Origin of the sequence: Frederiksenia canicola (assembly GCF_011455495.1) — a bacterium.
Classification (GTDB): domain Bacteria; phylum Pseudomonadota; class Gammaproteobacteria; order Enterobacterales; family Pasteurellaceae; genus Frederiksenia; species Frederiksenia canicola.
The window spans coordinates 1,702,954-1,717,530 of record NZ_CP015029.1 but is presented as its reverse complement, the minus strand read 5'-3'; the positions used below and the strand labels follow the sequence as shown (position 1 = coordinate 1,717,530).

General features: G+C 42.7%; 16 protein-coding genes. 6 read left to right on the top strand and 10 right to left on the bottom strand.

The window, feature by feature from the left end; genetic code table 11:
- Nucleotides 1-6: 6 nt before the first annotated feature.
- The 5 genes from rpsI to A4G17_RS08305 all read left to right on the top strand — a co-directional run bounded on the left by rpsI (nucleotide 7) and on the right by A4G17_RS08305 (nucleotide 3,658).
- Nucleotides 7-402: a 30S ribosomal protein S9 gene (rpsI, locus tag A4G17_RS08325; protein ID WP_123956047.1), complete on the top strand. Its 396-nt coding sequence runs from the start codon at nucleotides 7-9 to the stop codon at nucleotides 400-402.
- Nucleotides 403-494: 92 nt separating this feature from the next.
- A complete protein-coding gene (gene yaaA, locus A4G17_RS08320) occupies nucleotides 495-1,268 on the top strand; it encodes a peroxide stress protein YaaA (RefSeq protein ID WP_123956048.1) in 774 nt (257 codons plus the stop codon).
- A 155-nt stretch (nucleotides 1,269-1,423) separates the two neighbouring features.
- On the top strand, nucleotides 1,424-1,960 hold the full coding sequence (locus tag A4G17_RS08315; protein ID WP_123956700.1) for an ABC transporter ATPase: 537 nt from the start codon (nucleotides 1,424-1,426) through the stop codon (nucleotides 1,958-1,960).
- Nucleotides 1,961-1,970: 10 nt separating this feature from the next.
- The gene (locus A4G17_RS08310) at nucleotides 1,971-2,891 is read left to right on the top strand and encodes a cation diffusion facilitator family transporter (protein ID WP_123956702.1); all 921 of its coding nucleotides are present in this window, start codon (nucleotides 1,971-1,973) and stop codon (nucleotides 2,889-2,891) included.
- Nucleotides 2,891-3,658, top strand: a complete 768-nt coding sequence (locus A4G17_RS08305) for a Zn-ribbon-containing protein (protein WP_123956049.1) — start codon at nucleotides 2,891-2,893, stop codon at nucleotides 3,656-3,658. Before A4G17_RS08310 ends, A4G17_RS08305 begins: the two co-directional genes overlap by 1 nt.
- Before the next feature lie 64 nt (nucleotides 3,659-3,722).
- Here the strand turns inward: A4G17_RS08305 and can are convergent, their stop codons facing one another.
- The 9 genes from can to mazG form a co-directional block, all read right to left on the bottom strand.
- Nucleotides 3,723-4,409, bottom strand: coding sequence for a carbonate dehydratase (gene can, locus A4G17_RS08300; RefSeq protein WP_123956050.1), 687 nt, complete (start codon nucleotides 4,407-4,409; stop codon nucleotides 3,723-3,725).
- A gap of 100 nt (nucleotides 4,410-4,509) precedes the next feature.
- Nucleotides 4,510-4,854 (bottom strand): VOC family protein, encoded by a 345-nt coding sequence (locus A4G17_RS08295; protein WP_123956051.1) that lies wholly within the window; start codon nucleotides 4,852-4,854, stop codon nucleotides 4,510-4,512.
- A 132-nt stretch (nucleotides 4,855-4,986) separates the two neighbouring features.
- Nucleotides 4,987-5,196, bottom strand: a complete 210-nt coding sequence (cspD, locus tag A4G17_RS08290; RefSeq protein WP_123956052.1) for a cold shock domain-containing protein CspD — start codon at nucleotides 5,194-5,196, stop codon at nucleotides 4,987-4,989.
- Nucleotides 5,197-5,311: 115 nt separating this feature from the next.
- Nucleotides 5,312-6,457 (bottom strand): glycerate kinase, encoded by a 1,146-nt coding sequence (locus A4G17_RS08285; RefSeq protein WP_123956053.1) that lies wholly within the window; start codon nucleotides 6,455-6,457, stop codon nucleotides 5,312-5,314.
- A 5-nt stretch (nucleotides 6,458-6,462) separates the two neighbouring features.
- Nucleotides 6,463-7,233 carry a Nif3-like dinuclear metal center hexameric protein gene (locus A4G17_RS08280; RefSeq protein ID WP_123956054.1) on the bottom strand — a complete coding sequence of 257 codons (771 nt, stop codon included), beginning with the start codon at nucleotides 7,231-7,233 and terminating at the stop codon, nucleotides 6,463-6,465.
- 53 nt (nucleotides 7,234-7,286) lie between these two features.
- Nucleotides 7,287-8,771: a protein adenylyltransferase SelO gene (locus tag A4G17_RS08275; protein WP_123956055.1), complete on the bottom strand. Its 1,485-nt coding sequence runs from the start codon at nucleotides 8,769-8,771 to the stop codon at nucleotides 7,287-7,289.
- Nucleotides 8,772-8,898: 127 nt separating this feature from the next.
- The gene (gene cpxA, locus A4G17_RS08270) at nucleotides 8,899-10,287 is read right to left on the bottom strand and encodes an envelope stress sensor histidine kinase CpxA (protein WP_123956056.1); all 1,389 of its coding nucleotides are present in this window, start codon (nucleotides 10,285-10,287) and stop codon (nucleotides 8,899-8,901) included.
- A 62-nt stretch (nucleotides 10,288-10,349) separates the two neighbouring features.
- Nucleotides 10,350-11,057, bottom strand: a complete 708-nt coding sequence (locus tag A4G17_RS08265) for a response regulator (RefSeq protein ID WP_123956057.1) — start codon at nucleotides 11,055-11,057, stop codon at nucleotides 10,350-10,352.
- An 81-nt stretch (nucleotides 11,058-11,138) separates the two neighbouring features.
- Nucleotides 11,139-11,939 (bottom strand): nucleoside triphosphate pyrophosphohydrolase, encoded by an 801-nt coding sequence (gene mazG / locus A4G17_RS08260; protein WP_123956058.1) that lies wholly within the window; start codon nucleotides 11,937-11,939, stop codon nucleotides 11,139-11,141.
- 127 nt (nucleotides 11,940-12,066) lie between these two features.
- Between mazG and pepP the strand changes: the two genes are divergently transcribed.
- Entirely contained in the window at nucleotides 12,067-13,389 is a 1,323-nt protein-coding gene (pepP, locus tag A4G17_RS08255) for a Xaa-Pro aminopeptidase (RefSeq protein ID WP_123956059.1), read from the top strand.
- A gap of 72 nt (nucleotides 13,390-13,461) precedes the next feature.
- Here pepP and purK read toward each other — a convergent pair whose 3' ends face one another.
- On the bottom strand, nucleotides 13,462-14,553 hold the full coding sequence (purK, locus tag A4G17_RS08250; RefSeq protein ID WP_123956060.1) for a 5-(carboxyamino)imidazole ribonucleotide synthase: 1,092 nt from the start codon (nucleotides 14,551-14,553) through the stop codon (nucleotides 13,462-13,464).
- Nucleotides 14,554-14,577: the final 24 nt, after the last annotated feature.

Below are 14,577 nucleotides of genomic sequence, written 5' to 3'. Positions count from 1 at the left end.
ATTAAAATGACAGCAGCAAATCAAAACTACGGCACAGGTCGCCGCAAAAGCTCTTCAGCTCGTGTATTTATCAAACCGGGCAGTGGTAACATTACCATCAACCAACGCTCTTTAGAAGTTTACTTCGGTCGTGAAACCGCTCGCATGGTGGTTCGTCAACCATTAGAGTTAGTTGAATTAACTGATAAATTAGACCTTTACATCACAGTTAAAGGTGGTGGTATTTCTGGTCAAGCGGGTGCAATCCGTCACGGTATCACTCGTGCATTGATCGAATACGACGAAACTTTACGTCCAGCGTTACGTGCTGCGGGCTTTGTTACCCGTGATGCTCGTCGTGTTGAACGTAAAAAAGTGGGTTTACACAAAGCACGTCGTCGTCCACAATACTCAAAACGTTAATTTTATTTTCGTTTTTAAGAAAGGCAGGAATTTTCCTGCCTTTTTCTTTTTTGCTATAATTGCCTACCTTTATATCTATTCAGGATTTCTCAATGCTAGCCATCATTTCCCCTGCTAAAACGCTTGATTTTGAAACGAAAATTGACGGTTTTACCTTTTCACAGCCAGAATTAACAACATATAGCCAACAACTTATTGAGATTTGCAAACAGCTATCGCCTACTGAAGTGGGCTCGTTAATGTCAATCAGCGATAAACTGGCAGCATTGAATGTGGCTCGTTTTACTGAGTGGCAAGTCGAACACACGGAAAAAAACAGCAAGGCGGCGATTTTTGCATTCAAAGGCGATGTTTATACTGGGCTAGAAGCAGAAACGTTGAACAAAACGGAAATTGCATATGCCCAACGCCATTTGCGAATGTTGTCAGGTCTATACGGCTTGCTCAAACCGTTGGATTTAATGCAACCGTATCGTTTGGAAATGGGCACGAAATTGGCAAACTCGCAGGGGAAAGATCTCTATGCGTTTTGGGGCAACGTCATTATCGAACATTTACAGCAAGCGATTGATGAGCAAGGGGATAATATTTTGGTTAATCTCGCATCTGATGAGTATTTCAGTGCGGTGAAGCCAAGCCAGCTCAACGCTCAAATCATCAAACCCGTTTTCTTAGATGAAAAAAATGGCAAATTTAAAGTCATCAGTTTCTATGCTAAAAAAGCCCGAGGAATGATGGTGCGTTTTATGCTCCAAACTCAACCGACTTCAGTTAAACAACTCAAAGACTTTAATTACGGCGGTTATTGGTTTGATGAAGAGGCTTCAACGGCAACAGAGTTGGTGTTTAAAAGGGAAGAGCAGTGATGACATTAAATGCTGCCTCCACTTGCAGAGAAAGTACCGCCGTAGGCGGAGTAGAGGGCACTTATGAATGGGTAAAACTTTGTGAAAAAGTAACCGCTTGTTTCCGCCAATTCTCTCGCAAGCTTAGTTTTCTCAGCAAGCGGCAGAAGAATTCTATCGTGTTTGTGCTTCTTTCTCTTTTTCTTTCCGCTTGTTCAATAACACAGTCGCAGTTTAAGTTACCGGAACAGATTGATTTTCAAGGAAAAAGTTATCAAAAAGTGACTCATAATCAAATTGATGAGATGCAGCAGTTACTCTACTTACCGAGCCAAAGTGAGAAAAATCCTGAAAATTGGCAGCAGGGTATTTTGCTATTTTTAGATAAAAACGCTGCAAATAAGTCATTAGAAGAGCGTTTAACATTACGTCAAAATGCCTTTGCGAAGCAATCGAGAACAAAAGCAAATTTGGTGATCGAACAGAATGAGTTGCGTAGCCAAGTGATTTACCCACCAACGGCACGTTTTCCTGACGTCTTGTTGGAGGTTTCACGCGGTCGGAATTTAACTTGTGGCTTTGGGCAGATGCAGTTCTCTGACAAGCGGTCAGTTCCCGCAAACAATTTGCAAAGCCTTAGTGCCTACCAAGGATCTCTTCGTGAATTAGCCCAGCAATTTGCCAAATTAGCGTGGCAAATTAGCTGCCAATAATGGAAAAATGATGGAACAATCTTACGAAAAGTTAGTAAATCGTGCGGCGATGTTAGCCATTGTTGTGGCGGGTGCTTTAATTATGATCAAAGCATTTGCCTGGTGGAAAACGGGATCAATGGCGATCTTGGCCGCAATGACAGACTCCTTAGTCGATTTATTTGCTTCGATCACCAATATTTTAGTGCTCCGTTTTGCCCTTCGACCAGCCGATGACGATCACGCTTTCGGTCACGGTAAAGCAGAATCATTAGCAGCGTTAGCACAAAGTGCGTTTATCACAGGCTCTGCAGCCTTTCTTTTATTACAAGGTGTACAGCGTTTGACTGAACCTGAATTTGTCCAGAGTAGTGAAATCGGGGTTGTGATTAGCGTGCTCTCAATTATGATGACAGCGGTATTGGTGTGGTATCAACGCAAGGTCGTCAAGCTAACGGGTAGTCCTGCTATTCAAGCGGATTCATTGCATTACCAAACGGATTTATATATGAATGCGGCAATTTTGATCGCAATGATATTAAATATAAACGGCTTCATTTATGCCGATGCCATTTTTGCGATTGGTATTGCGATCTATATTCTGTATAACGCAGGTAGAATGTTTTGGGATGCGATGCAATCATTGCTCGATCAAGCCTTGCCACAGGAAGAAGTTGATCGCATTTGGACGATTGCACTTGAACATCCTCGTATTATCAGCATTCACGATGTGCGAACTCGCCGAGCGGGTGCCGTGCGATTCATTCAACTGCATTTGGAGTTGGATGACCATCTTCCGCTGATCGTTGCTCACGATATTACTGATAGCCTTGAGCAAAAACTGCTTGATGCGTTCCCATTATCAGAAGTGATTATTCATCAAGAGCCAACTAGTTTTGTGCAAAAAGAGTGTGCTGAAGCAAGAGCAGAAAGAATGGAGAGTAAGGCGTAATGTATCAAGCGATCGCGCATTTTAGCTATCAAAATTTTGAGCAAGATCCTGTGACCTTGATAAACCAAGTGCTCAATCAGTGGCGAATTAATGGACAAGTGATAGGGCGAGAAATGGGTGTTACTCACCATCAGCAAGAAATTCACAGTGAATTTCAGGTGCGAGTGGCATTGCCTGCACAAGATAGCTTACTGCCAAAATGGAATAATGAATGGGTGAATGAAGCCTTGAGCCAAGCGGAGCAAGCGGGTATTTCCTTTGAATTTTTTACCTTGCTTGGACGGGATTATAACGCTGAAGAAACGAGTTCACAGTCTGCGGATTTTTACTTGTTATACACAACCCATTTGGATAGCTGCTCGCCACTGTATAACGGCAATGATTTTTGCCCAGTGCCACTATATCAACTTGGCATGGAACCTGAATTGAGTGAAACATTAATTCATTGGCAAGAGAATTGGCAAGCCTGCGACCAGTTGCAAATGAACGGCGGAGCATTGGAACAACAAGCGTTAGCAGAAATTTCTGATGTTGAAAGCCCGTTGAGCCAGCAGGGCAGAGCGTTGGCACGCACTGTCGAAAATAGCACAAAAATCCCTACTTTTTATTATCTCTACCGTTTAGGCACAGATACCGAGTTGGAACAAAACCGCAAATGTCCAAGCTGCCATGGTGATTGGAAATTGTCTGAGCCGTTGCACGATATTTTTTATTTTAAATGTGATCGTTGCCGTTTGATCTCCAATTTGAGTTGGGAAGTGCTGTAACAAGCGGTTAGATCTGATCAATTTTTTGCAAATGAAAGGGAACAGTGATGTTCCCTTCTGTCATTTATGCGGCATTTTGTTCGTTTTGTGCACAAAGTTCGTCTGCTTGTGTCAGCAGCTTTGCAATGGCATTGCGATAGGTAATTTCAAGGGACTCTCGGCTAGTGGCAATTACCCCTTGGTCGATTAAAAAACCGTCATTTACATCATAAACCCAACCGTGAATAGAAAGCGTTTTACCCCGTTTCCAAGCAGCATCCACAATGGATGAACGTCCCAAGTTATACACTTGCTCGGCAACATTAAGGCGAGCTAACATATCGGCACGTTGGTCTGAATTCAGTTTACCAAGCAAGTGGCTGTGTTTGAACCACAAATCTTTGATATGTAGTAGCCAGTTATTGATGAGCCCAAAGTCTTCTGTACCAATTGCGGCTTTAATCCCCCCACAATTGGTATGACCGCAAATAATAATGTGTTCAATATCAAGCACATCGACTGCATATTGCACAACAGATAAGCAGTTTAAATCGGTGTGAATCACTAAATTCGCCACATTGCGGTGGACAAAAAGCTCACCTGGCTCTAAACCGGTCAATTTCTCTGCAGGTACTCGACTATCTGAACAACCAATCCAGAGATAGCTCGGTTTTTGATGACCAGCTAACTGTTTGAAATAGTCTGATTGCTCGTCTTTCATTTGGGTTGCCCATGCATGATTGTTGGCAAACAGACGTTCGATTTTTTTCATTTTATCTCTCAAATAGGTAGAAAGGTGTGGATTCTAGCATAAAAAATTTGAACGATTGCACTTATGTGGACATAAGAAATCGATTAAGAGCAATTTTCTACTATTCTTTCATCTGTACTAAAGAAATAGTATTGCCTTCCAAGTCAGTTAAGTCGCACACTAGCACCACGTCCCAATCCACGATTTCTCTTGCTTCAATACCTACAGCAATAAGTTTGTTTCGGCAGTCGGATACATCGTCCACACCGATAACTACGGTAGCGTTTCCCACTGGTTCGCCTGCAGAAAGCTGTAGCCAAGCATTATCAGCAATACGCCATTCTGCCACGCCCTCCATTGGTATTTCATTGGGCTCACCTAGCCATTTTTGATACCAAGCGAGTGAGCTGTTGTAATTGCTAACATTGATGACAGAAACTAAATTATTGGTAGGAAATAGTTTCATTATTTACTCCTCCTATTAAGTCGGGTTCAAAATGTTGTTAATTATGCAATGTGGCTATAATGAAACAAGCGGTCAGATTTATTCAGAAATTTGCAAAACTTTCTTCAAATCTGACCGCTTGTATAGGGTGGATTATTCTACGATAGGTACGATGCGAGAGGCGGATGCACCTTTATCACTGTTAGTAAACTCAAATTGGACTTTTTGTCCCATTTTAAGTGAACGGTAACCATCTCCTTCAATCACAGAAAAATGTGCGAAAATATCGCCGTCAAAGACCTCAGAGGTAATAAAACCAAATCCTTTTGCATTGTTAAACCATTTTACGATGCCGATTTCCATAAGAGAACTCCCTTGTTGTGTAAGTTTTTCTAATCTTAATGTAAATCAAGATTTTCTCAACGAGCAGATGTTAAAATTTCGATCTAGATCACAAAATTGTTGCATTCTTATCCATTTATTTTGGGAATTGAGAGCAGATTTTCCAGAGTCTTGCGATATTTTCAGCAGATGAAACGAGATTTTCTTGCCCTTGTGAGAGCGTTTGTTCAAGAGATCCTAATTGTCGGATAATCGGGAAAACGGCATCAATTCCGTGTTGATAAACAAGTGAGTAATCGTCGCTTAAGCAACCCACAATGGCAATAACGGGTTTTCCAAATTGTTTCGCGACGTTAGCCACGCCAATGGGCGTTTTTCCTGCGATAGATTGTGCATCCATTCGTCCTTCACCAGTGATAACTAAATCAGCCGTTTGGACTTTCTTTGCCAACTGTGTGGCACCAATCACAATTTCTACACCTGATTTCAGTTGTACATTCGGAAGTAACTGCAACCCTGCACCCATACCACCAGCGGCTCCAGATCCTGAGCGATCGGCAATATTTAAGTGATATTGCGTTTGTACAATGCCCGCAAAATGCGAAAGTGCTTGATCGAGTTGCTTCACCATACTTGGCGTAGCTCCTTTTTGTGGTCCAAATACCGCAGAGGCTCCATTTTTACCGCAGAGCGGATTAGTCACATCGCAAGCGACTTCAATCTGTACTTGTTGTAAACGGGGATCAAGTTGGCTTAAATCAATATGATTTATATTCAGTAATTCCAGTCCACCAAAGCCGATTTCTTTGCCTGATTTGTTGATGAATTTTGCCCCTAAGGCCTGCAACATTCCCACGCCAGCATCGTTAGTTGCACTTCCTCCAATGCCAAGCAAGATGCTCTCCACACCCGCATTTAAGGCGGCTTTTATCAATTCGCCCGTTCCAAAACTGGTTGTATAAAGTGGATTTCTGCGATCTGTAGGGACTAAATGCAAGCCCGATGCCGCAGACATTTCAATCATGGCGAGTTTTTTATCGCCAGATAGCCCCCAAATGGCTTCGGTTGGCAATGCAAGCGGTGAGATCACGCTTGCTTTTTGCAAATGCCCACCTGTGCCATCAATTAATGATTGAACTGTGCCCTCACCGCCATCAGCCATCGGAATAAGCTCAAATTCAGCTTCAGGAAAAACACGCGTAAATCCTGTTTGAATGGCTTGAGCGACTTCTTTTGCAGTTAGGCTTTCTTTGAAAGCGTCTGGTGCAATGACGATTTTCATCTCAACTATGCAGGGTTATCAATATCAATAAAGTGGACATCAACAGCATAATGTTCTGCCAACCATTCGCCAAGGGCTTTAATGCCATCTCGCTCGGTAGCATGGTGTCCGCAGGCGAAGTAGTAAATGCCTTGTTCGCGGGCAGAGTGGGTTGTTTGCTCGGAAATTTCTCCACTGATAAAGGCATCGCAACCTTTGGCGGCGGCTAAGTCAATGTAGCCTTGCCCGCCACCGCTACAAATGCCGACGGTTTTAATCATTTTGTGCGGGAAGTCCGTAATAAATTCATCACACAGGGTGACGTTACGTTGCAATGCCGTTTCCAATTTTTGCTTTAATTCCGTTGCAGAAATCGGTTGGGCTAATTCGCACATCATTGGAATCGAATTCGGGCTCTCTTCTAATCCACGTAAATTTTGCCCGCCAATCATGTTGGCTAATTGGGCGTTGTTGCCAAGTTCTGCATGAATATCCAACGGCAAATGATAGCCAAATAAATTGATGTCATTGACCAATAATTGTTTGATTCGCTTGCCTTTCATTCCGCGAATACATGGGTTTTCGCTTTTCCAAAAATAGCCGTGATGCACCAAAATGGCATCAGCGTTGTGAGCGATCGCCTGTTCGATCAGCGGTAGCGACGCCGTTACACCGGTGATGATTTTGCGAATTTCCCGTTTGCCTTCCACTTGTAAGCCATTTGGGGCATAGTCGGCAATCGCTTTGCTGTTGAGTTTTTCATCAAGAATGTGTTCAAGTTGTAAATTTGTGAGCATTTTTCGTCCTTTTTGAATAGGCAAGCGGTGAGATGTTGCCAATTTTTTGCAAATTAAGTGCCACAGAATGTTTGGTAATGGCTATTTGGCTCTGGCACGTGTTGATAATGTGCGACATCGGCATTGTAATCAAATGGCTGTTGTAAAGCGATCAGTAATTGCTGAAACGGTTGTAGATTGCCCTGCGTTGCTTGTGCTAAGGCATCTTCCACTGAATGATTACGGGGGATCACAAAGGGATTGGTGGTTTGCATCAACGCCATTATTTCCGCTTTTGATTGCGATTTTTTTGCCAATCGAGCCTGCCATTTTGCTTGCCAACTTGCAAAAAATGGACTGGAAAAGACCGCTTGTGTGCCGTCCAGTACCCGTTTTTCGCCCATCATTTCAAGGGTTAACCCGATGAAAGTGTTAGTGTAATCTGCTTGGTTGATTCGCATTAGGCGGAGCAGTTCGTCAAATAGTGCCTGATCACCTTCTTCAACGGCAAACAGTCCCAATTTTTTCGCCATACCTTCCGCATAATAGTGTTGATAACGTGGTTCAAATTCTGCTAATCGTTGTGTTGCGAGTTCGATCGCTTCCGATTGTGCATCACTAAACAATGGCAGTAAGGCTTCTGCAAAACGGGTTAAATTCCATTCGGCAATCGGTGGTTGGTTTTCGTAGCGATAACGTCCACGAAGGTCGATTGAGCTAAACACCGTTTGCGGATCGTAATGATCCATAAACGCACAAGGGCCGTAGTCAATGGTCTCGCCTGAAATGGTCATATTATCGGTGTTCATCACCCCGTGAATAAAACCGACCAACTGCCATTGGGCGATCAGTTGAGCTTGGCGGTCAATCACTTTTGCCAATAATTGCAGATAGGGATTTTGGTCTTCGTTGGATATTTCAGGGAAATGACGAGCGATCACATAATCAGCCAAGGCTTTCAGTTCCTGTGGATTGGCAAATGCCGCGGCAAATTGAAAGGTTGCCACACGAATGTGACTTGCTGCCGTGCGGGTGAGTACCGCACCGTCTAATGCCGTTTCCCGATAAATTTTTTCGCCCGTTGTTGCCACCGCTAAGCTGCGAGTGGTGGGAATATGCAATGCATTCATCGCTTCGCTAATCAGATATTCCCGTAACATTGGTGCAAGGGCGGCTTTGCCATCGCCACGGCGAGAGTAGGGCGTTGCCCCATTGCCTTTGAGCTGAATATCGATTTTCTCTCCTTGCGGTGTGAGCTGTTCGCCGAGTAGTGTTGCACGCCCATCGCCTAACATATTGAACCGCCCGAATTGGTGTCCTGCATAGGCTTGAGCAATGGGTTGGCTACCGTCAGGGAAACGGTTTCCCACCAGTAAATCAGCCAGTTGGGCGAGATTGGTATGTTCATTGGCTTTTAATAAGCCAAGTTCTTGGGCAAGCGGTTGATTAAATAAGAGAATTTGCGGATCAGGAAATACCGCCAGAGTAACATCCGCATAAAAATTGGACGAGAGGGCGTTGCGATAATCCGAAGAGAGTTGCCAGTGCAATGAAGTCATTTGCTTTCCTTAAAGGGTGAAATAATTGGGCGAATATGGGGATGAAATCGGAAATTGCAAATGCAGCAAGCGGTCAGTTTCTTCGAAAAATTTGCAAAATTTTTGCTGAAACTGACCGCTTGTAGAACTATTCAGACCAGAGCGGAAGCTGGATTTTAATGCGTAATCCACCCAGCAAACTCTTACCCGCACTAACCGTGCCTTTGTGCTGTTGGATCGCATTTGCCACAATCGCAAGCCCTAAACCAGTACCGCCTGTTTGTCGGGCACGATCCTCGCCAACTCGGTAGAATGGACGGAAGATTTCTTCATACTGGTCTGGTGGCACGCCAACCCCATCATCTTCAACGATAAAAATCAGTTCTTTATTTTCAATGTAGCTGATCACATTAATTTGTCGCTTCGCATATTTTTTCGCATTCCGAATCACATTTTCAACCGCACTGGCGAGTAATGATACATTGCCATTGATGTGGTAATTTTCTGGGTTTTGAATTTGCTGGTGAATATTCAGCATTAAATTATTCTGTCCAAGCTCAAATTTTGCATCAATAAAGACATCTTCCCAAATTTTGTTGATACTGAAAATTTCTCGATGCAAGTGATGATTGACTTGCTGTCTGGAAAGAGAAAGTAAGTCGTGGATCATTGTATCTAATTTGTGTATTTCATTTTCAATGCGAGTTAGCTCATTCGATTCGCCATTACGACGGCGTAATAGTGATACGGAAAGTTGAATTCGTGTGAGCGGTGTTTTGAGTTCATGGGAAATATCAGATAATAATCGCTGTTGATAACTGGTGAGTTTTTGTAGCGATTTTACCATTTGATTAAAACTGATACCGACTTGGCGAAGTTCATTCACTCCTTCCGTTTCAAGTTTGGGATTCACACTCAAATCCCCTGTTGCCACTGCATCTGCGGATAACCGTAGTGCTTTAACGGGTTTAGCAATTTGCCAAGAGAACCAAAGTAGAATAGGGGCACAAATGATAACGAGCAACATCAACATGAAAGTAGGATAGTCGAATAATAGGTTGATGATTTCTTGCTGTGGATCGACTTTATCAATGAAGTATTGCAAGTAGTGGCGATCTGTTGATCCTGTAATAAAAGGACCGTACATTTCAACAGAACCAAAACGACGTTGTAATGGATGACCAGGGTTATTGGCTTGGAAGGTAAAGGCTCGGAATGCGTTGAGATGTTCAGAATTGATTCCGCTCACAATGTTGCTTTGTGGTTCTAATAAAATAACATCGTAGCCATTTTGGGTTTTTAGCGATAAGTTTCGGCGGAAAACTTCATCAAGATTAAATTCTAAACGAGCATTAAGTGTTTCATTACTAAAAAAAGTATATTCTTTTTCCTCAATAGGATTAAATGTTCGTGCGTCAAAATAAGGCAGAACAAGTACAATACTAAGCAGGGAAAAGAAAATAATGAAGAAATAGGAAAAGATCTGAAAAGCAAAATAATTGCGTAATACTTTGAATTTATTCCACAAATAAAACATAAAAAATCTCGTTAGTAAGAGAAAAAATTCCCCCGAAATTATTTCGAGGGAATTTGTCATATTTATTTTTCAGTAACAAGTAAATAACCACGACCTCGTAATGTTTTAAACCAAGGTAGATTGTCATTACGTTCAGGGAGTTTTTTCCGTAAGTTTGAAATGTGCATATCAATCGCACGGTCATAAGGTGTTAAGCGTTTGCCTAAAATATCAAGACTTAATAATTCACGAGAAAGAATCTCACCAGGGTGTTGCATTAAGATTTGGAGTAGTGCAAATTCAGTTCCTGTTAAGTCAAGGTCCTTACCTTCAAACATGGCTTGTTGACGACCTGGATGTAATTCCACTCCGCCAAATTGCAGGAGTTTACGTTCTTCATCAACAGGTTCACTGCCTTCAGGTATATCTTTTGCTGTTCGGCGTAAAATCGCTTTAATACGAGCAACTAACTCACGATCATTAAACGGTTTTGGAAGATAATCATCAGCCCCTAATTCTAAGCCAAGGACACGATCGATTTCGTCATCTCTTGCACTAAGCATCAAAACAGGAAGATCGTATTTTTGGCGAACTTGCTTTAACGTTTCAATGCCATTTAATACGGGCATCATGACATCAAGTAACATAATGTCGTAGTGTTTTTGCTCCAACTTATCCAAAGCTTCTTGACCATTATGTACAACATCAGGGTCGAAACCTTCTAAAGAAAGTAGTTCTGCCAGTAATTCGGTTAAATCTACATCATCATCAACAAGTAAAATTTTTGGCATAGCGTTGTTCCTATTCCATGTAGTTTATGACTGCGATTATTTCGCTTAATTTGACACTTATCGTGATCAAATACGGTTACTTTACAAAATTTTGTCAATTTTTTCCAATCTTTTTATTTCACTCCACATAAAATCCAGCTCGGAAAGCGTGCAGGCGGTCAGTTCCTTGCCTTGTTTTGCGAGTGTATCTTCAATTTTTCTGAACCGATTTTCAAATTTGACATTCGCTTTGCGTAAACAACTTTCTGCGTCAATTTTGTGGTGACGACAGAGATTGACACTCGCAAACAGCAAATCACCGAGTTCTTCTTCTAATCGTTCAGGGTGGAGCGGTGATTGAGCTAATTCTTCACAGACTTCTTGCCACTCTTCCGCCACTTTGGCTTGCACATCAGGCCAATTGTCCCAATCAAAACCAACTTTGGCACAACGTTTTTGTAATTTAGCGGCACGAGTGAGTGCGGGAAGTGCATATGGTAGATCATCAAGAATTGAGGTTTGCCCTTTGGCTTTTTTCTCCACCGCTTTTTGGGCTTCCCAGTTTTGTAATGCTTCTTCGCTATTTTGAGCAGACTTATCACCAAAAACGTGTGGATGGCGGAAGATCAATTTGTCATGCAAATCTTGTACAACATCATGAAACGTAAAATCGCCTTCTTCCCTTGCAAGTTGGCTTAAAAAAATGACTTGTAACAGCAAATCGCCTAATTCTTCTCGCAATGCGGTACGATTATTGGTGTGTAAGGCTTCTGCGACTTCGTAGGTTTCTTCTAACAAATGGGGCAGCATAGAGTCAAAGGTTTGTTTAATGTCCCAAGGGCAACCTGTTTGTGGATCACGCAGCTTTGCCACAACGTCAAGTAATTGCGTCATTTCCGTCATTTCATTCTCCTAAAATAAAAATGTTATTGTGGCGTTCAGATAAGCGTTTGTCTATTTAAATGTAAATTTAGTTCAGTGACTATGCTACAATTTATCGCTTTCTATTTTTAACCAAAAGGATTGAGAAATGGATTTAACTTATCTTCAAAAAATGCCACAGGTTGAATTTAACCAACGCCGTCAACGTGTGTTTGAGCAAATGCAAGACAATTCAGCCTTGATTGTATTTACGGAAACAGAAAAACGCCGCAATAGTGATTGTGACTATTTGTTCCGCCCAGACAGCTATTTTTGGTATCTCACGGGTTTTTCCGAGCCGCAATCAGCGTTATTGCTGATCAAACAAGCAGGAAAATGCGAGAGCATCATTTTCTTACGCAAAAAAGATCCGTTGATGGAAACCTGGAACGGTCGTCGTTTAGGGATTGATGCTGCACCACAAACGTTAGAAATGAACGAAGCTTTTGATATTGACGAAATTCAATCGGTATTTGCAAAAAAATTGGTAAATCTGACCGCTTGTTACTACGCTCGCGGTGTGCAAACTTGGGGCGATAAGATTGTGTTTGACAGCTTTGATGCGATTATGGCCAGCCGTCAAAAAGTCCCAACTACGTTGATTGACTGGCAGCCGATGTTATCTGAAATGCGTCTGTTCAAATCAGAAAATGAAATTGCGTTAATACAACAAGCCTGCCAAATTTCCGCCCTTGCTCACCTACGAGCGATGAAACAGACCCGCCCAAATCGTTATGAAATGGAAATCGAAGGCGAAATTCAGCACGAATTTTCCCGTTTTGGTTCCCGTTTTGCCTCTTATAATCAAATTGTGGCAGGTGGCGATAACGCTTGCATTTTGCACTACAACGAAAATGATCAAGTGTTGCAAGACGGTGATTTGCTGCTGATCGATTCTGGGGCAGAGTTTGCGATGTATGCAGGCGATATTACTCGCACCATTCCCGTCAATGGCAAGTTCAGCCAAGCCCAGCGGGAAGTGTACGAAATTGTGCTAGAAGCGTTAAAAGAAGCGAGCAAATTGCTTGTGCCGAATAGTTCAATTAAAGCGGCAAATGATAAAGCGGTGGAAATCATGACTGCAGGGATGGTACGTCTTGGCATTCTGAAAGGTGATGTGGTTACGCTCATCGAAGAAAAAGCCTACAAACAATTTTATATGCACGGTTTAGGCCATTGGTTGGGCTTGGATGTCCATGATGTCGGCGAATACGGCACCGATCGCGATCGTCCACTTGAAATTGGTATGGTATTAACTGTTGAGCCGGGGCTTTATATCCCGAAAGATGCGGATGTACCAGAGCAGTACAAAGGCATTGGTATTCGGATCGAGGACGATCTTCTCATCACCGAGTATGGCAATAAAAATCTCACTTGCGGCGTGCCAAAAGAGATCGAAGAAATCGAAGCGATAATGGCAGCACATCCGTAATGTCAGAAAAAAGGCTTTCAATTGAAAGCCTTTTAATTTGCAATATTTTTAACGGAACTGACCGCTTGTATATCAAATTTTGAGCTTGTCAGCCGCCCAAGCTAATCCAGAGTGGAAATCTTCCGTCAAAAATGGTTTGAACTGTTGCAAGAGTTCGATTAAATCAGCTTTATTTGGGTGGCAAAGGTTGATGTGTCCGACTTTGCGACCTTCACGCACTTCTTTTCCATACCAATGGAGTTGGCTGAACGGTTGGGTGAGCCATTGGTTTGTGTGTTTGATGCCAATCAGGTTGATCATCACACTTGGAGCAATGGCTTTCAGTTCAGGTGTTGGTAAATCAAGTAAGGCTCGAAGATGCAGTTCAAATTGGCTGATTGAGCAACCAAGTTGTGTCCAGTGTCCGCTATTGTGAACACGTGGGGCGAGCTCGTTAATCAGTAATTTATCGCCTACCACAAAACATTCCATCGCCATCACGCCAACGTAGTTCAACTCGTGCATAATCTCGGACAACATCTGTTCTGCTTGCTGTTGGAATGCTTGTTGATGTGGCAGGTTTGGGTTCATGACGCTATACCGTAAAATGCCGTTTTGTTGCAGATTATGGGTTATTGGGTAAAAACGGGTCTCGCCATTACGGAAACGAGCCCCAACCAGCGACACTTCCGCTTTAAATGGGATAAATTTCTCCGCAATCACATCACCAAATAGATCGATGCTGATCTGGTCGAGATTGTCTTTGGTGATAATCCATTGTCCACGTCCGTCATATCCGCCTGTGCGACGTTTTACCACAACTTTTTCGCCAATGTTTTCAAATACTTGCTGCCATTGAGCAGGCGTTTCTAATAATTGCCAAGGGGATGTGGCAAGGCTGAGTTGGTCGAGTAGTGATTTTTGGGTGAAACGATCCGCCAATTTGCCGAATACGTTGAGATTGACAAAATTCGGGTGATTGCCGAGTAATTGGGTGAGTGGCGTATCCGCCCAACGCTCAATTTCTGCCGTGATCAGGCTGTTGGGCTCAATCTCAAAAGTGGGAGCATCAAATGCCAAAGGGCGAACATCAATGTCTAGCGGCGCCCCTGCATAACGCAGCATTCTGCCAAGCTGTCCATTGCCAAGTACATAAACAGTAGGGTAGGTGTTACTTTTTTGCATAATCTTCTCTGGTAAAGTGGGATT